A 21026-nucleotide genomic window follows, 5' to 3' on the forward strand; every position below is an offset into this window, starting at 1 on the left:
CTTCTACGGGTGTGAGTGCGAGGGTGGGGTAGGGGGGGGTTGTAGTTAAGGAGACGCCGATGAGGGAGGGCTTCTCTTCTGTGGGCGTCGGCAGCATGGGAGGCGTATAAGAGACAGTTCGGCGGGAGGGGCGGCGCGGTGATTGACATGAGTCAATGATTGACGAGAGTCAATCATAAGGGGCGTCGGACCGGGCCGCACCCGCCGTCCGCGGTTAGCCTGGTCACGCCGGACGACGCCGCGTCCTCCCCCCGATCCGAGAGTGAGGCCCCGCCGTGACCCCCCGTTTCCTGCTCATGACCCGCCTCCCTGAGCCCGGGCTCGGGATGCTGCGCGAGGCCGGAGAGGTGGTGGACGGCGCCGACGTCGGAGGGGACGCCGCGCTCGCGCGGCTGGTGGCCTCGGGGGACTACGACGTCGTCGTCGCGGCCCTGGACCAGAAGTTCACCGCCGACGTGCTCGCCGACGCGCGGATCAGGGGCATCGCCAACTACGCGGTCGGCTACAACAACGTGGACGTGGCCGCCGCGACGCGGCGGGGGATCGCCGTCGGCAACACCCCGGACGTGCTCACGGACGCCACCGCGGACATCGCGATGCTCCTGATCCTCGGGGTGACCCGCCGTGCCCCCGAGGGCGAGCGGATGGTGCGCGAGGGGCGCTTCCACGGCTGGGCGCCGGACCTGCTCGTGGGCCGGGACGTGCGCGGCGCGACCCTGGGCCTGGCCGGTTTCGGGCGGATCGGCAAGGCGGTGGCCGAGCGCGCGCTCGCCTTCGGCATGGACGTCGTGTTCGCGCCGCGGCCTCCCGCGCACCGGGAGGTGGCGGCCGAGGAGCTCGGCGACCTCGCCGGCCGCGTCCGTCAGGTCCGCTGGGAGGAGCTCGTCGAGGTCGCGGACGTCCTCTCCCTCCACGTGCCCCTGACGGACGACACCCACCACCTCGTGGATGCGGAGGTGATCGCGAAGATGAAGGACGACGCCGTCCTCGTCAACACGGCCCGCGGCCCCGTGGTGGACGAGGCGGCCCTCGTCACCGCCCTGCGCGAGGGGCGGCTCTTCGGCGCCGGTCTGGACGTCTACGAGGACGAGCCCGCCCTCGCCCCGGGCCTGGCCGAGCTGGAGAACGTGATGCTCCTGCCGCATCTGGGCTCCGCCACCCGGGACACCCGCGCCGCGATGGCCGAGCTGGCCGCGCGCAACGCGATCGCCATGGCCACGGGCGCGGAGGTCCCGGCCCTCGTCAACCCCGAGGTGCGCGGCTGACCGGCGGGGCGCCGTCGGTAGACTCGGGAACCGTGACCACCGAGAACTCCGCCTCCGCCGCCGTCGACCACCACGATCAGCAGGCCGTCCGCGCCGCTAAGCGTGAGCAGCTGCTCGCCTCGGGCCGCGAGGCCTACCCCGTGCAGGTGCCGCGCACCCACGCGCTGGCCGAGGTGCGTGAGCGGTTCGACGGCCACGAGCCCGACTGGACCTCGGGCGAGACCGTGTCGGTGACCGGGCGCGTCGTCTTCCTCCGCAACACCGGCAAGCTCTGCTTCGCCACCCTGCAGGAGTCCGGTGCGGACGGGGAGGCCGTCCGCCTCCAGGTCATGGTGTCCCTGGCCGCCGTCGGTGAGGAGTCCCTGGCCGAGTGGAAGAAGGTCGTGGACCTGGGCGACTTCCTCTCCGTCACCGGCGAGGTGATCGTCTCGCGCCGCGGCGAGCTGTCCATCATGGCCTCGGCGTGGGAGATGGCCTCCAAGGCGCTGCGCCCCCTGCCCGTGCTGCACGCGGACCTGAACGAGGAGACCCGCGTCCGCCAGCGCTACGCGGACCTGATCGTGCGCGAGGAGGCCCGCCGCATGGTCTACACCCGGGCCAAGGTCACCTCGGCGGTGCGGCGCACCCTCGAGGGCCACGGCTACGTGGAGGTGGAGACCCCGATGCTCCAGCTGGTCCACGGCGGCGCCCTCGCGCGTCCCTTCGAGACGCACCTCAACGCGTTCGACCAGCCGATGACCCTGCGCATCGCCACCGAGCTGTACCTCAAGCGCGCCGTCGTCGGCGGCATCGACCGCGTGTTCGAGATCGGCCGCGTGTTCCGCAACGAGGGCGTGGACTCGACCCACTCGCCCGAGTTCACCACCCTCGAGTCCTATGAGGCGTGGGCGGACATGCACGTCATGGCCGAGCGCATGCAGGAGATCATCCTCAACGCCGCGGACGCGGTGGGCGCCGGGCGTCGGCTCGAGACCGCGAAGGGCGTCATCGACCTCGACGGCGAGTGGGCCTGGGTCGCCGTGTACCCGGGGCTGTCCGAGGCCGTGGGCCGCGAGATCACCCCGGAGACGGACGCCGAGACGCTGCGGGCGATCGCCGCGGAGCACGAGGTCAAGGTGGACCCCGCGTGGGACGCGGAGAAGCTCGTGATCGAGCTGTTCGGTGAGATCGTGGAGCCCACCCTGATGAACCCCACGTTCGTGTACGACTACCCGCCGGCCGCCCAGCCGCTCGCGCGCCCGCACCGCTCGGAGGACCGGGTCATCGAGGCGTGGGACCTGATCATCGGCGGCATGGAGCGCGGCACCGCGTTCTCCGAGCTGATCGACCCCGTCATCCAGCGCGAGCGCCTGACCGCCCAGTCGGCGATGGCGGCCGCCGGCGACGACGAGGCGATGCAGCTGGACGAGGACTTCCTGCGCGCCCTCGAGTACGGCGCCCCGCCCATGGGCGGCATCGGCCTGGGCATCGACCGCCTGGTGATGCTGTTCACGGACGCCGGCATCCGCGAGACCATCCTCTTCCCGCTGCTCAAGCCGGAGGCCTGACATGGCCGCCTTCTGGGACTACTTCTCCGTCCTCGCCCCCTCGATCGGCCTCGGGCTCATCTTCTGGCTGGTGATGCGCTCCCTGCTGCGTTCGGACACGGGCGAGCGCGAGAGTCAGGCCCGCCGGCTCTCGGGCGCGGACGCGCGGGCGGCCCGCGAGGAGGCCGAGGCCCGTGAGTGGGCGGCCCGACGTCGAGCCGAGGGAGGGCCGGGGGCTGATCCGGAGGACCGCGCCCGGTGAGATTCCTTCCCCGGCGTTGAAGAATCCTTCTGCCCGGCTTTGTTGCGGTATTCTTGAATCACCACAAGTGCACGGCCGGAATCGTGAGCACGCGGGAAAGAACCCCGAGAGCGAAGACCGGAACCCAGGGACACGCGCACGAGAGAAGAAAGTGGGAATCACCGTTGGCACAGAAGGTAGAAGTGGTCCTCGTGGATGATCTTGACGGTTCGCCTGCAGATGAGACCGTGAACTTTGCATTGGACGGTCGCAATTACGAGATCGACCTGTCGAAGGAGCACGCTGCGGAACTCCGTGAGTTCCTGAAGCCCTACATGAAGAAGGGCCGCGCCGTGGCGCCGCCGTCGCCCAAGGTCGAGGCCGCCCAGATCCGCAAGTGGGCGGCCGAGAACGGCTACGAGGTCTCGAGCCGGGGCCGTCTGCACCGCGACGTGGTGGAGGCCTACCGCAACGCGAAGCGCAAGTGAGCGCCCCGCCCGGGTGCGTCGAGGGATCGGCGTCCCCGGGCCTCGTTCCGGCCCCTCCCGACGACGGCCGGGCCGCTTCTCCCGCTGGCGAACAGTCGCGCGGCACGCGGCCCGGGTGCGTAGTCTCGACCACGACCGTACGCAAGGAGTGTGCCCATGTTCGAGAGATTCACCGACCGCGCCCGGCGGGTGGTCGTGCTCGCCCAGGAAGAGGCGCGCATGCTCAACCACAGCTACATCGGTACCGAGCACATCCTGCTCGGTCTGATCCACGAGGGTGAGGGCGTCGCAGCCAAGGCACTGGAGTCCATGGACATCTCCCTGGGCGCCGTGCGAGAGAAGGTGCAGGAGGACATCGGCCAGGGTCAGCAGAACCCGCCCGGCCACATCCCCTTCACGCCGCGCGCCAAGAAGGTGCTCGAGCTGTCCCTGCGCGAGGCGCTGCAGCTCGGCCACAACTACATCGGCACCGAGCACATCCTGCTCGGCCTGATCCGCGAGGGCGAGGGCGTGGCCGCCCAGGTGCTCGTGCAGCTCGGCGCGGACCTGAACCGCGTCCGTCAGACGGTCATCCAGCTGCTCTCCGGCTACCAGGGCGGCGCCCAGGGTGGCAAGGAGACCGCCGGCGCCGGGGTGGGCCAGGGCGGCGAGGCCGGCCAGAACGCCGGCTCCGTGGTGCTGGACCAGTTCGGACGCAACCTCACCGCGGCCGCGCACGACGGCAAGCTGGATCCCGTCATCGGGCGTGCGGGCGAGATGGAGCGCGTCATGCAGGTGCTCTCCCGCCGCACCAAGAACAACCCCGTGCTCATCGGCGAGCCCGGCGTCGGCAAGACCGCCGTCGTCGAGGGCCTGGCCCAGGCGATCGACCGCGGCGACGTCCCGGAGACGCTCAGGGACAAGCAGCTCTACTCGCTGGACCTCGGCTCCCTCGTGGCCGGCTCCCGCTACCGCGGCGACTTCGAGGAGCGCCTGAAGAAGGTGCTCAAGGAGATCCGCACGCGCGGGGACATCATCCTGTTCATCGACGAGATCCACACCCTCGTCGGGGCGGGTGCGGCCGAGGGCGCGATCGACGCCGCCAGCATCCTCAAGCCGATGCTGGCCCGCGGTGAGCTGCAGACCATCGGCGCCACCACGCTGGACGAGTACCGCAAGCACATCGAGAAGGACGCCGCGCTCGAGCGCCGCTTCCAGCCGATCCAGGTCGCCGAGCCGTCCGTCGAGGACGCCACGGAGATCCTGCGCGGCCTGCGGGACCGCTACGAGGCGCACCACAAGGTCTCCATCACCGACGGCGCGCTCAAGGCCGCCGCCGGCCTGGCGGACCGCTACGTCTCCGACCGGCACCTGCCGGACAAGGCCATCGACCTGATCGACGAGGCCGGCGCGCGTCTGCGCATCCGTCGCATGACCGTGCCGCCGGAGATCAAGGCCTACGAGTCCCGGATCGCGGAGGTGCGCACCCAGAAGGAGGCCGCCATCGACGGCCAGGACTTCGAGGGCGCCGCCCGCCTGCGGGACCAGGAGCAGCAGCTCGGGGACGAGCGCCGCGAGAAGGAGCAGGCGTGGCGCACCGGCGCGGACGCCGACGTCGCCACGGTGGACGAGGACCTCATCGCCGAGGTGCTCTCCAAGTCCACCGGCATCCCGGTGTTCAAGCTCACCGAGGAGGAGACGGACCGCCTGCGCAACATGGAGGACGAGCTCCACCGCCGCGTGATCGGCCAGGACGAGGCCATCAAGTCCCTGTCCCGCGCCATCCGCCGCACCCGCGCGGGCCTGAAGGACCCGAACCGCCCCTCGGGGTCGTTCATCTTCGCCGGCCCCACCGGCGTCGGCAAGACGGAGCTGGCCAAGTCCCTCGCGGAGTTCCTCTTCGGGGACGAGGACGCGCTCATCACGCTCGACATGTCCGAGTTCCAGGAGAAGCACACCGTCTCGCGTCTGTTCGGCGCCCCTCCCGGCTACGTGGGCTACGAGGAGGGCGGCCAGCTCACCGAGAAGGTCCGCCGCCGTCCGTTCTCCGTGGTGCTGTTCGACGAGGTGGAGAAGGCCCATCAGGACCTCTTCAACTCCCTGCTGCAGATCCTCGAGGACGGTCGCCTGACCGACTCGCAGGGCCGCGTGGTGGACTTCAAGAACACCGTGATCATCATGACCACGAACCTCGGCACCCGGGACATCTCCAAGGGCGTCATGACCGGCTTCCAGTCGGCCACGGACACCACCACCGGGTACGAGCGGATGAAGGGCAAGGTCAAGGAGGAGCTGCGCCAGCACTTCCGCCCCGAGTTCCTCAACCGTGTGGACGACGTGATCGTGTTCCCGCAGCTGCAGAAGCACGAGATCGTGGAGATCGTGGACCTGTTCGTCTCCCGCCTCGGCAAGCGCCTGGCGGAGCAGGACCTGTCCATCGAGCTCACCCAGTCCGCCAAGGATCTGCTCGCGGACCGCGGCTACGATCCGGCCATGGGCGCCCGCCCGCTGCGCCGCACCATCCAGCAGATGGTGGAGGACCAGCTCTCGGAGAAGATCCTCTTCGGCGAGATCCCGGCCGGCTCCCTCATCACCGTGGACGCCACGGGCGAGGGGGAGGGCGCCGAGCTGACGTTCGCGTTCTCCGGCGGCCGGGAGGCCCTGGAGGGTGCGGACCTGGCCGAGCTCGAGCCCGGTGCCGGCGATCCGGTGGACGCCGACCGCTCCGTGTGACCTGCGGGGTCTGACCCACGACGCCGGACCGCGCGTCCGGTGGCCACGGCCCGTCGCCCCTCCCCCTCGGGGAGGAGGCGGCGGGCCGTCGTCGTGCCCCCGCGGGGACGCCGGGGCCGAGGTCCGCGACACCGCCGCCGGCATCAAGGACGGCCTCGCGAAGGACCGCTGAACCGGCCCGCCTCCCCGCAGGCGCGAGAGGGGTTCCCTCGCGGCGGGATCGGTGCCACTGTGGTCTGTGACCGCTCGACGGTGGTCCTGTCTCCGCCTCGACCCGGCGCTCGCCGGGACGGCCGCGGAACAGCCCCGAGAAGAAGGAGGCCGCCCATGGGTATCGGTGACCTGAACAACCTCGCAAACCAGCACTCGGACAAGATCGACGAGGCCGTGGACAACGCTCAGGAGCAGCACGGCGACAAGCTCGGCGAGCACGGCGACACCGTGGACAAGGGTGTCGACGGCGCGCAGGAGAAGTTCCTGTCCGGGGACGAGGGCGAGCAGCAGGCCTGAGCCTGCCGTCGACGCCGCGGGAGCCCCCGCCCGGTCCGCCGGGACGGGGGCTCCCGTCTCTCCGGGGTCGGGATGTCCGTGCCTAGACTGGACCCCATGCCTGCCGACCGCCCCCTCACCCTCCGCTCGGCGCGGACCCAGGACGTGCCGGTCATCCAGGCGCTCGTGGAGCCGCTGGCGCGGGAACGCGTGCTGCTCCAGAAGGAGGCTGTGGCCTACTACGAGGCCATCCAGGAGTTCGTGGTCGCCGAGGAGGCGGACGGGACCCTGGCCGGCTTCGGCGCCCTCCACGTGATGTGGCAGGACATCGCCGAGGTCCGCACCCTCGCCGTCTCGGAGGCCCACCGGGGGGCCGGCGTCGGGCACCTGATCATCGAGGAGCTGCTGGACCGTGCGCGGGCCGTGGGCGTCGAGCGGGTCTTCTGCCTGACCTTCGAGGTCGAGTTCTTCCGCCGGCACGGTTTCGAGGTGATGGCGGACCAGTCCGCCGTGGACCCGGAGGTCTACGCGGAACTGCTGCGCTCCACGGACGAGGGCGTCGCCGAGTTCCTGGACCTCGCCCGGGTCAAGCCGAACACGCTCGGCAACACGCGGATGATCCGCCGCCTCTGAGCCGCCGCACCGCGGGCCGCCCCGTGCCCCGGCGAGGTCAGGCCGGGAAGGTGAGGCCGCCGTCGGCGTCCCGGGCCAGCAGCCCGTCCGACACGAGTCCGGCCACGCACCGCGCCCACTGCGCGTCGTCGGGGCGGTGCGACCCGAGCCGGCCCCCGGCCACGACGACGGCGGGCACCTCCGCCTCGGCCACGCGCCCGTGCTCGCGGACGGCGGCCATCACGGCCCCGCGCACCTGACGGTCCGTGCCGGCCCAGGCCTGGCCGCGCGGCACCTCCACCGGCGGCGGGGAGCCCGCCGCGACCCACGCGCACGTCTCCGCCAGGGGGCAGCGGTCGCAGGCGGGGGAGCGGGCGGTGCAGACGAGGGCCCCGAGTTCCATGACGGCCGCGTTCCACGCGTTGGCGCGGGCGGGGTCCTCGGGCATGAGGGCCTGGGCGCGGCACATCTCGGCGCGGGTCAGCGACCTGCCGGGCAGGGCCTCACCCGCGACCGCGCGCGCGATCACCCGGCGCACATTGGTGTCCACGACGGTCTCGGGGACGCCGAACGCGAAGCTCGCGACCGCCGCGGCCGTGTACTCGCCGATGCCGGGCAGGGCGCGCAGGGCGGCGGGGTCGGCCGGCACCCGGCCGTCGTGGCGCTCGACGACGGCCCGGGCGGCCTCCTGGAGGCGCAGGGCCCGGCGCGGGTAGCCGAGTCGGTCCCAGGCCGTGAGCACGTCTGCGGTGGGGGCGGCGGCCAGGTCCGCGGGGGTGGGCCAGCGCTCCAGCCACTCCCGCCAGCGGGGCAGCACCCGCACGACCGGCGTCTGCTGGAGCATGATCTCCGAGACGAGCACGCCCCACGGGGAGCAGTCCGGGCTACGCCAGGGCAGGTCCCGGGCGTGGACGGCGAACCAGCCCAGCACCGCGTCGTGCAGGCGTGGCACGTCCACTGTGGGCGGGACGAGGGGGGCGGGCGCGGGCATGGCGTCCACTGTAGGGTGCGCCGCCGCCTACCCTGGATCGCATGCCGTCTCGTCCGACTTCCCCCGGGTCGAAGCCGTCCCCCGCCGTCTACCGCCGCCGGCGGCTCGTGGCCGCCCTGCTCGCCCTCGTGCTCCTGATCCTGGTGGGATGGGCCGTCGTGGCGCTCGTCCGTGCCGGGATCGGCGCCTTCTCCTCCGAGGACGCCGACCCCTCCGCCGCCCCGACGCCGGTGCACTCCCCGTCGCCCGCCCCGGCGACGGACGCCGAGTCCGGCTCCGCCTCGCCCACCGTGGCCCTCGAGGACGCGGCCGAGTGCCAGCCCTCGGACCTGCGGATCGCCGCCTCCGCGGACCGGTCCGAGTACCAGCGGGGCGAGGAGGCCGAGCTGCGCCTGGGCATCACGAACCTCTCCTCGACCCCGTGCCGCACGGATGTGGGCACGGCCCGACAGGAGTTCAGGATCCGCACGGCCGAGGGCGACGACGTCTTCTCCACCCGCATCTGCCAGGCGGACCCCGCGGAGGCCCAGCGGGTGCTGTACCCGCACGAGGAGCTCACCGCCGTGTACCGCTGGTCCGGCCGCGCCTCGAGCCAGGACTGCGGCCGACTCGGCGCTCTCGCGGAGCCCGGACCCCATCTGCTGACGGTCAGCCTCGGCGACGTCACCTCCCGCCCCGTCGCGCTGAAGATCCTCGAGGAGCTCGCCCCGGGGGCCCAGGACGGCAGCTCCTCGGCCACCCCCTCCTCGGCCACCCCCTCCTCGAGCGGCAGCGCCTTCCCGTCAGGGTCCGCCTCAGCTCCGGTGTCGGCCTCGCCCTCCGCGGCGCCCGCCACGACCACCGACCCGTCGCCGTCGCCGTCCCGCTGAGCCGGGCGCGTCGTCAGCGGCCGGGGCCAGCCTCCGGACGCGCGGCCGGGCCGCCGCCGGTCCACGTGGGGATCGTGGCGAGGGCCTCGCCGATCGAGCCGACCTCCGCCACCGTGAAGCCCGCCGGGACCTCCCCGAGCGGCTCGGGGGAGCGGGGGACCAGCGCGCGGGTGAAGCCCAGCCGCGCAGCCTCACGCACCCGTCGCCCGATGCCAGGCACGGGGCGCACCTCCCCGGCCAGCCCGAGCTCGCCGACCGCGATCATCCCCTGCGGGACGGGGGCCGAGAGCTTCGCCGAGGCCACAGCGACGGCCACGGCCAGGTCCGAGGCGGGCTCCGAGAGTCGCACGCCGCCCACGGTGGCCACGTAGCAGTCGTCCTGGGCGAGGGCGAAACGGGCCCGGCGCTGGAGCACGGCCAGGAGCATGTTCACGCGCGCCGCGTCCACGCCGGAGACGGTGCGGCGCGGGCTGCCGCCGGCGGACGGGGTGAGCAGGGACTGCACCTCGGCCACGAGCGGGCGCCGGCCCTCGAGCGTCACCGTCACGCACGTGCCCTCGACCGGCTCCGAGACGCCCGAGAGGAACAGACCGGAGGGGTCGTCCAGGGACTCGATGCCGTCCTCCCGCAGATCGAAGCAGCCGACCTCGTCCGTGGGCCCGAAGCGGTTCTTCACCGCACGCACCAGGCGCAGCCGTGAGTGGCGGTCCCCCTCGAACTGGCAGACCACGTCCACGAGGTGCTCGAGCAGCCGCGGGCCCGCGATGGTCCCGTCCTTCGTCACATGGCCCACCAGGACCGTGGTGATCCCCTTCTCCTTGGCCGTGCGGATGAGGCTGGCCGCCACCTCGCGCACCTGGCTGACGCCCCCGGCGATCCCGTCCACCTCGGTGGACTGCAGGGTCTGCACGGAGTCCACGATCACCAGCTCCGGGTCCGTCTGCTCGATCTGCCCCAGCGCCCGGCCCAGGTCCGTCTCCGCCGTCAGGCGCAGGGTGTCCGCGATCGCCCCGATCCGGTCTGCGCGGGAGCGCACCTGCGCCGCCGACTCCTCACCCGTCAGGTACAGCACCGAGCGCGGACCGCCGCCGCCCGCGCCGCGCGCCGTCTGGGCGGCCACGTCCAACAGCAGCGTGGACTTGCCGATGCCCGGCTCGCCGGCCAGCAGGATCACCGCGCCCGGCACGAGGCCGCCGCCGAGCACGCGGTCCAGCTCGCGCACCCCCGTGGAGCGGAACGAGGCCAGCGTGGCGTCCACGTCCGCGATGCGCGGCGCGACCTCCGCGACCGTGGCCGCGCGCGTGCGGCCGGTGGTGGACGTCAGCCCGACCTCCTCGACCGTGCCCCACGACTGGCACTCCCCGCAGCGGCCGACCCACTTCACGGTGGTCCAGCCGCACTCGGTGCAGCGGTATCCGGGGGCGCGCTTCGGGGCGGTCTTGGTGGCCATGCGCCCACTCTAGGAGCCGGGGCGGACGCGTTAACCGGCCCGCGCACGGCCCCGCCGTCGACCGCCGGGGCCGCGCGCCGCCGTCGGGCTCAGACGCGGGGCAGGTAGGCCCGCGCCTCGTCGTGCTCGGCGCCCGTGGCCTCGATGAGGTCCACCATCATGGGCCGCAGCAGCATCACGAGCGCCTCGCCGTGCACGGATCCGCCGCCCAGCTGGTGCGGGTCCAACGCGGACGCGGACGCCCCCAGGGCGTCCCGCGCCACGGACAGCGAGCGATGGCGGCCCTCGGCCTGCGGCTCCACGAGGGAGCGGTGCAGGATCTCGACGGCGTCCGCGGCGTCGTCGAACCAGGCTGCCAGGCGCTCGCGGTCGTCGTCGTCGAACACGCCCTCGTCCAGGACCGAGACCACCCGCCGGGCCACGATCCGCAGGGAGCGCACCGCCAGGTCCGAGCGGTCCGCCGCGTTCACCGCGTCGTCCACGAAGGAGCGCGAGGAGCGGTGCAGCGGGTTGAAGAGGGTCTGCTCATGCGTGACGCGCAGCTCCTTGCGCAGCGCCTCCAGCGTGGTGTGCGTGCCGCGGCTGGCCACGAGCGCCATCCAGGCGGTGCGGGAGTCGTCCTCCCGCAGGGCCCGGGAGAGGTCGCGCAGCACCGTGGCGATCGAGTTGTAGAGCCCACCCAGCTGACGCACCGCGGGGCGTCGCACGTCCTGGGGTGAGAGGAACGTGACGAGCAGGGCCAGGACGCCGCCCACGATCGCGTCCTGGCTGCGGACGAACGGCCCTCCCGCGCCGATGGGCAGGAGGACCACGAGGACGGACTGCAGGGACATCTGCATCGTGAACGTGGCGCCGGAGTCCAGGAACCGGGCCACCATCACGGACACGAACAGGACCACCGAGGCCTGCCACAGGCCGCGGCCGAGCCCGACCATGAGCAGGTCCCCGATCAGGATGCCGACGGTGCAGCCGACGGCGACCTCGGCCACCTTGCGCAGCTTCGGCTCCCGTTGGAAGCCGAGGGCGATCAGCAGGGCGGTGGAGGCGAACAGGGGCTGCTGGTGGCCCAGGACGGCCTCCGCGAACCAGTAGGCGCCCACCGCGCAGACCGCGACGAGGGCGGCCTGGCCCACGGAGGAGCGGACGCGGGACCAGCCCGCACGGGCGCGCCGACGCAGGAAGCGGCCGAGACGTTCCCCGCGGGTCTGGGGGTCGACCATCGGCACCGTGCCCGTGGCGGTGGCGAAGCGGTCCGTCATGCGGCCAGCCTAGTCCGACGCCGGGGAGCCCTCGCCGTGCGGGGCTCAACCGGGCATTGTGACCCACAGCACAGACGAATCCCGCTACCGTTCACCATCTGTTCACCCCGGCCGAGCACTCGATTCACCTCTGGACCGTACGGTCGGGTGCGGTGCAGAACCGGGCCAGCCGGACGCTCTGCCCTCACCGTCGTCATCCGATTGAAAGAGGCTCTTCGTGAAGGCTCACCGCTTCGGCCGCTCCGCCGCCCTCCTGTCCGTGGCCGCCATCGCCCTGACCGCCTGCTCCTCCGCGGACAGCGGCAACGGCGGCTCCGATGCCTCCGGCTCCGCCGGCGGCGAGCATGCCTCCGGCTCCGCCGGCGGCGAGCAGGGCACCACCTCCGAGGTCCAGGGCAACCTGGTCGGCGCCGGCGCCTCCTCGCAGGAGGCGGCCATGACCGCCTGGACCCAGGGTGTCACCGAGATCGCTCCGAACCTGACCGTGCAGTACTCCCCGGACGGCTCCGGTGCCGGTCGTGAGAAGTTCCTCGCCGGTGCCACCTCCTTCGCCGGCTCCGACGCCGCCCTCAAGGAGGAGGAGGCTGAGTCCGCCAAGGAGAACTGCGGCGACGAGGGTGCGTTCCACGTGCCGGCCTACATCTCCCCGATCGCCGTGGCCTACAACCTGCCGGGCGTCGATGAGGTCAAGATGGACGCCGAGACCATCGCCAAGGTGTTCTCCGGCGAGATCAAGAACTGGAACGACGAGGCCATCGCCGCGCAGAACGAGGGCGTCGAGCTGCCCGACACCCCGATCACCGTCGTGCACCGTTCCGACGACTCGGGCACCACCGAGAACTTCACCGCCTACCTCACCGAGGCCGCCGGTGATGCCTGGTCCTACGACGAGGTCGAGACCTGGCCGTCCGACATCACCGCCGAGTCCGCCCAGGGCACCAAGGGTGTCGTGGGCCTGGCCTCCCAGACCGAGGGCGCTATCACCTACGCCGACGCCTCCGCCGTGGGCGAGCTGGGCACCGTGTCCGTGAAGGTCGGCGAGGAGTACGTGAAGTACTCCGCCGAGGCCGCGGCCGCCACCGTCGAGAAGTCCGAGGCCAAGGAGGACGGCTCGATCGAGCTCGACCGCGCCACCGACGAGTCCGGCGTGTACCCCGTCGTGCTGGTCTCCTACCACATCTACTGCAACCAGTACGAGTCGCAGGAGACCGTGGACCAGGTCAAGGCCTTCGCCGAGTACGTCGTGTCCGAGGACGGTCAGAAGACCGCCGAGGAGTCCGCGGGCAACGCCCCGATCGCCGAGGACACCCGCAAGAAGGCCATGGAGCGCATCGAGGCCATCTCGGTCAAGGGCTGATGTCGCTTCTTGTCGGCTGACCCACCGTCGCTTCGGCCGCCGGGCCCCACGGGCCCGGCGGCTGAAGCCGCGTCAGGGCGCTCGTTCGTCGCGGCCCGTCCATCACCATGCACGTCGATCCGAGGGAAGGCACTGTGTCCTCAACCACCAACGAGGCGGCACCGAAGCCGTCCAGCCTGCGCGGCCCCCGCCGCGGAGCCGCCGGAGACAAGCTCCTCTCCGGCGGGGCCCTGGCGGCCGCCGTCCTGATCCTGCTCGTGCTCGCCTTCGTGGCGGTCTTCCTCCTGATGGAGGCATGGCCTGCCCTGCAGCCGGGCGCGGAGCTCGTGTCTGCGGACTCCTTCTTCCAGTACGTGTGGCCGCTCATGGCCGGCACCGTGATGGTGTCGATCATCGCTCTGCTCATCGCCACCCCGGTCGCGATCGGTGTCGCCCTGTTCATCTCGCACTATGCGCCCCCGCGCATCGCGCAGTCGGTGGGCTTCGTGATCGATCTGCTGGCCGCGATCCCCTCCGTGGTCTACGGCGTGTGGGGCTGGCTGACGCTCGCTCCGCTGATGGTGCCGATCTACGGCTGGCTCAACGAGAACCTGGGCTTCATCCCGTTCTTCGGCGGCTCGGCCACCACCACGGGCCGCACCCTGCTGACCTCGGGCGTCGTGCTGGCCGTGATGGTCCTGCCGATCATCACCGCGCTCTGCCGTGAGATCTTCACCCAGACCCCGAAGCTCCACGAGGAGGCCGCGCTCGGCCTCGGCGCCACGCGCTGGGAGATGATCAAGATGACCGTGTTCCCGTTCGCCCGGGCCGGCATCATCTCCTCGATCATGCTCGGCCTCGGCCGCGCGCTCGGCGAGACCATGGCGGTCACCATGGTGCTCTCCGGCGGTGTCTTCTCCTGGTCGCTCGTGGAGTCCGGCAGGAACCAGACGATCCCGTCGGAGATCGCGCTCAACTTCCCCGAGGCGTTCAACATGCGCCTGCACGAGCTGATCGCTGCCGGTCTCATGCTCTTCATCATCACCCTGGCGGTGAACATGATCGCCCGCGCGATCGTGAACAAGCACAAGGAATTCTCGGGAGCCAACTGACATGAGCACTGTCTCGACTTCTCCCCGGGCCACCGAGGACAGCGTGACGCCGCGGCGTCATTCCCTGACCGAGGGTCAGAAGCCCGGCTGGACCTGGATGGCCGTCGCAGCTGCCGCGGCCGTCGTCGCCGCCGGCCTGACCGTGCTGCTCAGCGGCGCCTTCAACGTGGTCGGTTTCATGATCATCGCCGCCATCCTCTACATCGCGGGGCTCTACGTGGCCACCCGCGTGATGGAGAACCGGCGCCGCGCCGCAGACGGCCTGTGTCGCAACCTCGTGTGGCTGGCGTTCCTCGTGGCCCTGGTGCCGCTGGTCTCCGTGCTGTGGTCGGTCCTCTCCGCCGGTCTGCCGACCCTGATCGCCAACCCGCAGATCATGGCGTACGACATGAAGGGCATCACCGGCATCGACGACTCGGCGTGGGTGGAGGACGGCAAGCCCGCCGGCGGGCTCGCGGGCGGTTTCGGCCACGCCCTGATCGGCACCGTCGTGATCACGATCATCGCGACCCTGATCTCCGTGCCGATCGGCATGCTCACGTCCATCTACCTGGTGGAGTACAGCCGCGGCGGCTGGTTCTCCCGGGCCATCGTGTTCTTCGTGGACGTCATGACCGGCATCCCTTCGATCGTGGCCGGCCTCTTCGCCTACGCCGCGATCACGTGGGTCCTGACCCTGGTCACCGGCAGCAAGTCCACCGCACTGCAGTCCGTGCAGATGGGTCTCACGGCCGCGATCGCCCTCTCCGTGCTGATGATCCCCGTGGTCGTCCGATCCACGGAGGAGATGCTCCGTGTGGTGCCCAACGAGCTGCGCGAGGGCTCCTACGCCCTCGGCGTGCGCAAGTGGCAGACCATCGCCAAGGTGGTCCTGCCCACCGCGATCTCCGGCATCGCCTCCGGCGTCACCCTGGCCATCGCCCGCGTGGCCGGCGAGACTGCGCCGATCCTCGTGACGGCCGGCTTCGCCACCAGCATCAACTGGAACCCGTTCGACAACTGGATGACCGCGCTGCCGGTGTACATCTACCGCCAGCTGGTCGCCCCGACCTCGCCCACGGCGGCGGACCCCTCGACCGCCCGCGCCTGGGCAGCCGCCCTGCTGCTCGTGACCATCGTCATGCTGCTCAACCTGGCGGCACGGTTCATCGCCAAGGCGTTCGCCCCCAAGAAGGGCCGGTGAGGTCCGGCCGCCCAGAATCCCCCGGGCGGCCGGCCCCGGCCCCGTCGCACCCCCCCAGAGACTTCCACGAAGGAACAGAACCACTCATGTCCAAGCGCATCCAGGCCATCGACGTCGATGTCTTCTACGGCAAGTTCAAGGCCGTCGAGGGCGTCAACATCGACATCGCCCCCCGCTCCGTCACCGCCTTCATCGGCCCCTCCGGCTGCGGCAAGACCACCTTCCTGCGCAGCATCAACCGCATGCACGAGGTGCTCCCCGGCGCCACCGTGGACGGCCAGCTCCTGCTCGACGGCGAGGACATCTACGGGCCCGGTGTGGACCCGGTCCGCGTCCGTTCCCAGATCGGCATGGTCTTCCAGCGCCCGAACCCGTTCCCCACGATGTCCATCCGGGACAACGTGCTGGCCGGCTACAAGCTCAACGGCACCCGCCTGAACAAGTCCCGTGCGGACGAGCTCGTGGAGAAGTCCCTGAGCGGCGCCAACCTGTGGAACGAGGTCAAGGACCGCCTCGACAAGCCCGGCTCCGGCCTCTCCGGCGGTCAGCAGCAGCGTCTGTGCATCGCCCGCTCCATCGCGGTGCAGCCCGACGTGATCCTCATGGACGAGCCCTGCTCCGCGCTCGACCCGATCTCCACCCTCGCCGTCGAGGACCTGATCAACGAGCTCAAGGAGGAGTACACGGTCATCATCGTCACGCACAACATGCAGCAGGCCGCGCGCGTGGCGGACAAGACCGCGTTCTTCAACATCCAGGGCGTCGGCAAGCCCGGCAAGCTGATCGAGTACGACGACACCGACGTCATCTTCAACAACCCCTCGAGCCAGCAGACCGAGGACTACGTCTCCGGCCGCTTCGGCTGAGCCGTCCCGCGCTCCGTCCCCGACCCCGTCCGGCCGCACGCCGGGCGGGGTCGCGGCGTCTGCGGGGCCGGGCGTCGTCGTCGGGCGCGGCCTCAGGCCAGCGGGACGAGGGCCAGCGTGCCGAGGAGGCCGAGAAGGGCGCAGGCCACCGGCGTGAGCACCCACCAGCCGACCACGCGCAGCACGGTGGGCCAGCGCACGGACGCGTAGGTCTGCGTCTGGCCGGCGCCCACGATGGCCGCCGTCGCCGTGTGGGTGGAGGACAGGGGCAGGTGGAACACCAGGGATCCGACGAACAGCAGGCCCGCGGGGATGACGGCGGCCACGGACGCCCGCAGGGGGTCGAGGCGCACGAGACGCTCGGTGAGGGTCCAGGCGATCCGCCAGGCGCCGCCCAGCGTGCCGAGCCCGACCGCGAGGGCGAACAGGAACGCGCCCCCCACGAACTCGGCCGTCAGGGCGTCCGGCGCCAGGACGGACCCGGACCCCACCAGCACGGCGGCCCACAGCACCCCCATGCGCTGACCGGCCTGCAGGCCGTGGCCCATGGCCATGGCGCTGGCGGAGATGCCCAACGCGACGCGGGCCCGGTGCTGGACGTTGACCGTGGTGCCCCGGGTGGCGAGCCGCATGGCGGGGGCGGTGAGCAGGCGGGCGAGCGCCCACGCGATCAGGGGCGAGAGCAGCAGGCTGAGCAGCACCTCGGCGCGGACGAGGTCGAAGATGGTGAGGGCGACGTCGATGTCCAGACTCAGGCGCACGGCGAGGTGGCTGCCCGCCAGCGCGGAGATCAGCGCGTGCGTGCTGGAGCCGGGCAGGCGCCGCCACCACAGCAGCAGACCCCACACGAGGGTCACCACGCAGGACACGCCCACGGCCAGGGGGCCGATCTCGCTGCGCACCGCGGGCGAGGTGAAGTAGTGCACGCTCAGCGTGATGAACCCGATGCCCAGCAGCGCGCCCACGGTGTTGACCGCCCCGGTCAGGAGGAGGGCCCCGCGCGGTGTCAGCGCCCGGTACCGGACAGGCAGCGCCGCGGCGTTGGGGGCGTCGCGGAACCCCATCAGCGCGCCGACGGCGCACAGCAGCACGAGGACGACGGCGAGCCCCGCGGTCACGGCGCCTCCACCGGCTCAGGACTCACGGACGAGCACCATGCCCAGGTCCATGTTCACGCGGGAGAGGGCCTCGAGCGCCGCGTGCAGCGCCCAGGCGACCTCGCGCTGGCGGTTGTAGTCGCGCTGCAGCAGGTCCATGCCGAGGTCGGCGAGCCACTCGACCATGATCCGCTCCGTGCGGCGGGAGGCGCGCAGCAGCTGCATCCACGTGGCCTCCAGTGCGTCGAGGTCGCGCATCTCGGCGGCGCCGCGGGCGAGCAGCTCGGCCTGACGACCCACGGTCTCGAGGACGTCGAGGGCGTGCGTCGGCAGCTCCTCGAGGTCGGCCCGCTGGATCAGCACGCCCGCCGACACGACGCGCCGGGTGGTCGCGTGCACGCCGCTGGCCAGCCGGTAGAGGTCCTGACGGGGCAGCGGAGTCACGTAGGCGCTGCGCAGCGCGGTGAGGAAGGCCATGAGGGTGGCGCTCGAGGACGAGTCGAGCTCCTCGAGCTCATGGGCGGCACGGTCCGCCTCGGGTCCGCGGGTCCCCGCGACCTGGGCCACCAGATGCACGGACCGGTGCAGGGCCTCGGCGAGGTCCGCCATGTGGCGCAGCGCCGGGGTGTCGCGCGTGAAGAGCCAGGGCATGCGGGGGGACATGGGCAGCGGTCGCTCTCTCGTCGACGGGTGGCGAAGGGGTCGACGACGACGCCGGACCGGGAACGCCTCTCGGCGGAAGGCCGCTCGCAGCGGCTATGTGTTGGAGCCCGGGGTTACCAGCGGCCCGGCGCCGTCCCCTTCAGTCTAGCGATCCGTCCCGAAACGCTCGACCCGCCGCCTCCAGGGCGTCGGCGGTGCTGACCAGGCGCGCGGCCCGGCGGGTGAGGGCGGCGGCGCGGTCCGGGGCGGCGGCCTCGGAGCCCTCGGCGTGCTCGACCTGGCCCAGGGCCACGACGCGGGCGTAGGCCGCGGCGCGCTCGAACGCGACGTCGATCTCGGAGCGGTAGGCGCCCGTGAGGATCGTGTCCGTGAGGCGGCGCAGCTCGGCCGGCCCCGGCGGCTCGACGGCCCCCGCCACGACGCGCGAGGCGTAGGCGGCGTGCCCGGCGCGGTACCAGGCGGCCCAGCGCTCGCCGTCGCGGGTCGTCGCCTCCTGGAGTGCGTACAGGCGCCACAGGGCGCCGGCGAGCGAGACGGGCGGGGCGTCCGCCCACAGCTCGGCGAGCGTCTCGACGCCGAGCTCGCGGACCAGCCCGACCAGCCGCTCGACGACGGCCGGGTCCTCCTCCGCGCGGCCGCCGGCCACGAGGGCGTGGGCCAGGCGCGAGGCCGCCGCGGCCACTTCCTGCGGGTCTTCGCCGCCGGCGAAGTGCGTGAGCTCCTGCGGCTCCGAGAGGCGGGGCCGGTGCGGGCGCAGCACGCCCGAGGCGCTCGAGCTGGCGCCGCGGCCGGCGGGCAGGCGGTGACGTGCCATGGGCGGGCTCCCTTCGAGGGCGCATCGGGGTGGGGATGTGGTCGCCGGAGGCGGCGGCCCCGTCCACGGTAGTGCCCCGGGCGCCTGGGCTACCATCGGAGGGCACCCGTGAGGGTCGCCGTCGTCGGCCGCGCGCCGTCGTCGTCGGCCGCGGGTGAGGGCCTTTAGCTCAGCTGGCAGAGCATCGGACTTTTAATCCGCCGGTCGCGGGTTCGATCCCCGCAGGGCCCACCGGAAAGCGGCCCCTGACCAGGCATGACGCCCGGTCGGGGGTCCTCCCTAGGATGGAGCCATGAGCCCCACGCCCCCACCAGTCACCGAGACGATCAGTTCCGGCCACAGCGTGGTGTGGTCGCGCCCGCCGGCGGAGCGCGCGGGCACGGACCTGGTGCTCGTGTTCCACGGCTACGGCTCCAACGAGGTCCGCGCGGCGCGCCGCCACTTCCCGATGCTCCCGGAGCGGTGCACCGGCCTGGCGGTGCGCGGCGGCTTCGAGATCGACGAGACGGCGTCCGAAGGCCCGGGCGACCCCGGCGCGCACGGCTGGTTCCTGCTCGACCTGCTGCTGCAGTCCGACTTCGCCCAGGTGCTCGCCGCCGCCCACCGCGTGTTCGACGTGCTCTCCGCCGAGGAGGTCGTGGCGGCCGGCTTCCGCACGGTCTCGGTGCTCGGCTTCTCCCAGGGCATGGCCATGGCGACGACGGTCCTGCGTCTGCGCCCCGAGGCGTTCACCTGCGGTGTGGGCCTGAGCGGCTTCGCCGTCGACAACGAGCTGCTGGCCATGCTCGACTCCCCGGCCGAGGGACCGGGCCCGCGCCCGTTCTTCTGGGGCCGGGACGCCGAGGATCCCGTGATCCATCCGGACGCCGTCGCCCACACCCGCGCGTGGGCCGAGGAGCACACCCGCCTGACCGTGCGCACCTACCCCGGGATCCTGCACGGGACCGGCCCCGACGAGGTCCGTGACGTGCGCATCTTCCTCGAGCACTCCCTGCGCGCGGCGACGCCCGGGTCCTGACCGCGGGGGTCGCGCGCCGATACTGTGGCGCGCATGGCAAAGAACTCGACGATCGGCCGGTACGCGTCCGGGAAGGTGAAGGACTTCGGGCTGAAGTCGGCACTCGATGAGAACGGCGAGCCCACGGAGGGCTTCGAGAAGGCCCTCTCCACGGTGTTGGCGGTCCAGCGCCCCCTGGTCCTGAAGAACATCCAGCGCATGGCGGCGAAGCACCCGGGGGAGAGCCCGGAGCGTCTCGCCGAGCGGCTCGGGCAGCAGTACCTGACCACCGTCACGGGGGCCGGTGCCGCCGTGGGCGGCACCGCGATCGTCCCGGGCATCGGCACCGTGGCCGCGCTCGGCCTGTCCGGTGCCGCGGTCGCCGGCTTCATGGAGGCCACCGCCCTCTACGCGCAGTCCCTCGCCGAGCTGCACGGCATCACCACGCAGGACCCGCAGCGCGCCCAGGCCCTCGTCATGGGCCTCATGCTCGGCGACGACGCCAAGGAGCTGCTCCGCGAGGCCGCCGCCAAGGCCGGCCGTCCCTACGACCCGCAGTCCAGCCTCAACGCGCTCGCGGGCACCGCATCGGGCACCGGCATCAGCGCGTTCGTGGTGGATCGCCTCAAGAGGACGTTCATGCGCAAGATGCGCCTGCGGCAGGGTGCCGGCTTCGTGGGCCGCGCCGTGCCGTTCGGCGTGGGCGCCGTGATCGGCGGCGTGGGCAACCGCGCCATGGGCAAGGCCGTGATGGAGAACGCCGCGGAGCTCTTCAGCCCCCTGCCGATGGTGATCCCCGGCGAGATCCGCGAGGGCGCCGCACAGGGGCGCGCCGATGGCACCAAGGACGACGGCGGCGTCTTCGGTGCGATCCGTCGCGCCCTGCCCGGCGGCAAGGACGAGAAGGACGACAGGCAGAAGAAGGGCAAGCCCGCCGCCTGACGGCCCCGCCCCCGCGCCTACCTCTTATACACATCTGACGCTCCGGCCCTTCGCCTCAGCTTAAGTACCCGCGCGACTCTAGGATTCTGAACCACAAAACACCCAAGACCGTTA

Annotated in this window: 20 protein-coding genes and 1 tRNA gene; 15 read left to right on the top strand and 6 right to left on the bottom strand. The window is 72.2% G+C overall.

What is annotated here, in order from left to right; translation table 11 throughout:
- Positions 1 to 275: 275 nt before the first annotated feature.
- From FLM69_RS08115 to FLM69_RS08145, 7 genes are all read left to right on the top strand, one after another.
- Complete coding sequence (locus tag FLM69_RS08115; protein WP_141843810.1) at positions 276 to 1265, top strand: D-glycerate dehydrogenase; 990 nt, start codon at positions 276 to 278, stop codon at positions 1263 to 1265.
- 32 nt (positions 1266 to 1297) lie between these two features.
- Positions 1298 to 2812: a lysine--tRNA ligase gene (lysS, locus tag FLM69_RS08120; protein ID WP_136939888.1), complete on the top strand. Its 1515-nt coding sequence runs from the start codon at positions 1298 to 1300 to the stop codon at positions 2810 to 2812.
- 1 nt (position 2813) lies between these two features.
- A complete protein-coding gene (locus tag FLM69_RS08125) occupies positions 2814 to 3053 on the top strand; it encodes a hypothetical protein (RefSeq protein WP_041104642.1) in 240 nt (79 codons plus the stop codon).
- A 164-nt stretch (positions 3054 to 3217) separates the two neighbouring features.
- Positions 3218 to 3520, top strand: coding sequence for an Lsr2 family protein (locus tag FLM69_RS08130; protein ID WP_036314827.1), 303 nt, complete (start codon positions 3218 to 3220; stop codon positions 3518 to 3520).
- A gap of 156 nt (positions 3521 to 3676) precedes the next feature.
- Positions 3677 to 6232 carry an ATP-dependent Clp protease ATP-binding subunit gene (locus FLM69_RS08135; protein WP_141843812.1) on the top strand — a complete coding sequence of 852 codons (2556 nt, stop codon included), beginning with the start codon at positions 3677 to 3679 and terminating at the stop codon, positions 6230 to 6232.
- 327 nt (positions 6233 to 6559) lie between these two features.
- Positions 6560 to 6742 carry an Rv0909 family putative TA system antitoxin gene (locus FLM69_RS08140; RefSeq protein WP_141843813.1) on the top strand — a complete coding sequence of 61 codons (183 nt, stop codon included), beginning with the start codon at positions 6560 to 6562 and terminating at the stop codon, positions 6740 to 6742.
- A gap of 96 nt (positions 6743 to 6838) precedes the next feature.
- A complete protein-coding gene (locus FLM69_RS08145; protein ID WP_095353913.1) occupies positions 6839 to 7354 on the top strand; it encodes an amino-acid N-acetyltransferase in 516 nt (171 codons plus the stop codon).
- 37 nt (positions 7355 to 7391) lie between these two features.
- Here FLM69_RS08145 and FLM69_RS08150 read toward each other — a convergent pair whose 3' ends face one another.
- Positions 7392 to 8324 (bottom strand): A/G-specific adenine glycosylase, encoded by a 933-nt coding sequence (locus FLM69_RS08150; RefSeq protein WP_181743499.1) that lies wholly within the window; start codon positions 8322 to 8324, stop codon positions 7392 to 7394.
- 41 nt (positions 8325 to 8365) lie between these two features.
- Between FLM69_RS08150 and FLM69_RS08155 the strand changes: the two genes are divergently transcribed.
- Complete coding sequence (locus tag FLM69_RS08155) at positions 8366 to 9193, top strand: hypothetical protein (RefSeq protein WP_141843817.1); 828 nt, start codon at positions 8366 to 8368, stop codon at positions 9191 to 9193.
- A 13-nt stretch (positions 9194 to 9206) separates the two neighbouring features.
- On the opposite strand, the gene radA is transcribed toward FLM69_RS08155, so the two are convergent.
- Together radA and FLM69_RS08165 are read right to left on the bottom strand one after the other, a co-directional pair.
- Complete coding sequence (gene radA, locus FLM69_RS08160; RefSeq protein WP_063189108.1) at positions 9207 to 10643, bottom strand: DNA repair protein RadA; 1437 nt, start codon at positions 10641 to 10643, stop codon at positions 9207 to 9209.
- Between the two features lie 89 nt (positions 10644 to 10732).
- Positions 10733 to 11902, bottom strand: a complete 1170-nt coding sequence (locus tag FLM69_RS08165; RefSeq protein WP_063189105.1) for an aromatic acid exporter family protein — start codon at positions 11900 to 11902, stop codon at positions 10733 to 10735.
- Positions 11903 to 12119: 217 nt separating this feature from the next.
- On the opposite strand from FLM69_RS08165, the gene pstS reads away from it, so the two are divergent.
- The 4 genes from pstS (at position 12120) to pstB (ending at position 16399) form a co-directional block, all read left to right on the top strand.
- Positions 12120 to 13259, top strand: a complete 1140-nt coding sequence (gene pstS / locus FLM69_RS08170) for a phosphate ABC transporter substrate-binding protein PstS (protein ID WP_141843819.1) — start codon at positions 12120 to 12122, stop codon at positions 13257 to 13259.
- A 134-nt stretch (positions 13260 to 13393) separates the two neighbouring features.
- A complete protein-coding gene (gene pstC, locus FLM69_RS08175; protein ID WP_061873056.1) occupies positions 13394 to 14350 on the top strand; it encodes a phosphate ABC transporter permease subunit PstC in 957 nt (318 codons plus the stop codon).
- Between the two features lies 1 nt (position 14351).
- Entirely contained in the window at positions 14352 to 15533 is a 1182-nt protein-coding gene (gene pstA, locus FLM69_RS08180) for a phosphate ABC transporter permease PstA (protein ID WP_061867603.1), read from the top strand.
- Positions 15534 to 15619: 86 nt separating this feature from the next.
- On the top strand, positions 15620 to 16399 hold the full coding sequence (gene pstB, locus FLM69_RS08185) for a phosphate ABC transporter ATP-binding protein PstB (protein ID WP_061867604.1): 780 nt from the start codon (positions 15620 to 15622) through the stop codon (positions 16397 to 16399).
- A gap of 92 nt (positions 16400 to 16491) precedes the next feature.
- On the opposite strand, the gene FLM69_RS08190 is transcribed toward pstB, so the two are convergent.
- From FLM69_RS08190 to FLM69_RS08200, 3 genes are all read right to left on the bottom strand, one after another.
- Positions 16492 to 17517 carry an inorganic phosphate transporter gene (locus FLM69_RS08190; protein WP_061867605.1) on the bottom strand — a complete coding sequence of 342 codons (1026 nt, stop codon included), beginning with the start codon at positions 17515 to 17517 and terminating at the stop codon, positions 16492 to 16494.
- A gap of 15 nt (positions 17518 to 17532) precedes the next feature.
- A complete protein-coding gene (locus tag FLM69_RS08195; protein ID WP_141843821.1) occupies positions 17533 to 18159 on the bottom strand; it encodes a hypothetical protein in 627 nt (208 codons plus the stop codon).
- 139 nt (positions 18160 to 18298) lie between these two features.
- The gene (locus FLM69_RS08200; protein ID WP_002856103.1) at positions 18299 to 18973 is read right to left on the bottom strand and encodes a hypothetical protein; all 675 of its coding nucleotides are present in this window, start codon (positions 18971 to 18973) and stop codon (positions 18299 to 18301) included.
- Positions 18974 to 19131: 158 nt separating this feature from the next.
- Between FLM69_RS08200 and FLM69_RS08205 the strand changes: the two genes are divergently transcribed.
- The 3 genes from FLM69_RS08205 (at position 19132) to FLM69_RS08215 (ending at position 20912) form a co-directional block, all read left to right on the top strand.
- Positions 19132 to 19204: transfer RNA gene (locus FLM69_RS08205), tRNA-Lys, on the top strand.
- 61 nt (positions 19205 to 19265) lie between these two features.
- Entirely contained in the window at positions 19266 to 19991 is a 726-nt protein-coding gene (locus tag FLM69_RS08210; RefSeq protein WP_041103593.1) for an alpha/beta hydrolase, read from the top strand.
- A 33-nt stretch (positions 19992 to 20024) separates the two neighbouring features.
- Positions 20025 to 20912: a hypothetical protein gene (locus tag FLM69_RS08215; RefSeq protein ID WP_061867607.1), complete on the top strand. Its 888-nt coding sequence runs from the start codon at positions 20025 to 20027 to the stop codon at positions 20910 to 20912.
- The last annotated feature ends 114 nt before the right edge of the window (positions 20913 to 21026 follow it).

Source organism: Micrococcus sp. R8502A1 (assembly GCF_006704135.1).
Taxonomy (GTDB): domain Bacteria; phylum Actinomycetota; class Actinomycetes; order Actinomycetales; family Micrococcaceae; genus Micrococcus; species Micrococcus luteus.

Coding starts and splice junctions, on each gene's coding strand:
- FLM69_RS08125 (WP_041104642.1), top strand. CDS start 2,814: ATGGCCGCCTTCTGGGACTACTTCTCCGTCCTCGCCCCCTCGATCGGC.
- FLM69_RS08135 (WP_141843812.1), top strand. CDS start 3,677: ATGTTCGAGAGATTCACCGACCGCGCCCGGCGGGTGGTCGTGCTCGCC.
- FLM69_RS08140 (WP_141843813.1), top strand. CDS start 6,560: ATGGGTATCGGTGACCTGAACAACCTCGCAAACCAGCACTCGGACAAG.
- FLM69_RS08145 (WP_095353913.1), top strand. CDS start 6,839: ATGCCTGCCGACCGCCCCCTCACCCTCCGCTCGGCGCGGACCCAGGAC.
- FLM69_RS08150 (WP_181743499.1), bottom strand. CDS start 8,324: ATGCCCGCGCCCGCCCCCCTCGTCCCGCCCACAGTGGACGTGCCACGC.
- FLM69_RS08155 (WP_141843817.1), top strand. CDS start 8,366: ATGCCGTCTCGTCCGACTTCCCCCGGGTCGAAGCCGTCCCCCGCCGTC.
- radA (WP_063189108.1), bottom strand. CDS start 10,643: ATGGCCACCAAGACCGCCCCGAAGCGCGCCCCCGGATACCGCTGCACC.
- FLM69_RS08165 (WP_063189105.1), bottom strand. CDS start 11,902: ATGACGGACCGCTTCGCCACCGCCACGGGCACGGTGCCGATGGTCGAC.
- pstA (WP_061867603.1), top strand. CDS start 14,352: ATGAGCACTGTCTCGACTTCTCCCCGGGCCACCGAGGACAGCGTGACG.
- pstB (WP_061867604.1), top strand. CDS start 15,620: ATGTCCAAGCGCATCCAGGCCATCGACGTCGATGTCTTCTACGGCAAG.
- FLM69_RS08195 (WP_141843821.1), bottom strand. CDS start 18,159: ATGTCCCCCCGCATGCCCTGGCTCTTCACGCGCGACACCCCGGCGCTG.
- FLM69_RS08200 (WP_002856103.1), bottom strand. CDS start 18,973: ATGGCACGTCACCGCCTGCCCGCCGGCCGCGGCGCCAGCTCGAGCGCC.
- FLM69_RS08210 (WP_041103593.1), top strand. CDS start 19,266: ATGAGCCCCACGCCCCCACCAGTCACCGAGACGATCAGTTCCGGCCAC.
- FLM69_RS08215 (WP_061867607.1), top strand. CDS start 20,025: ATGGCAAAGAACTCGACGATCGGCCGGTACGCGTCCGGGAAGGTGAAG.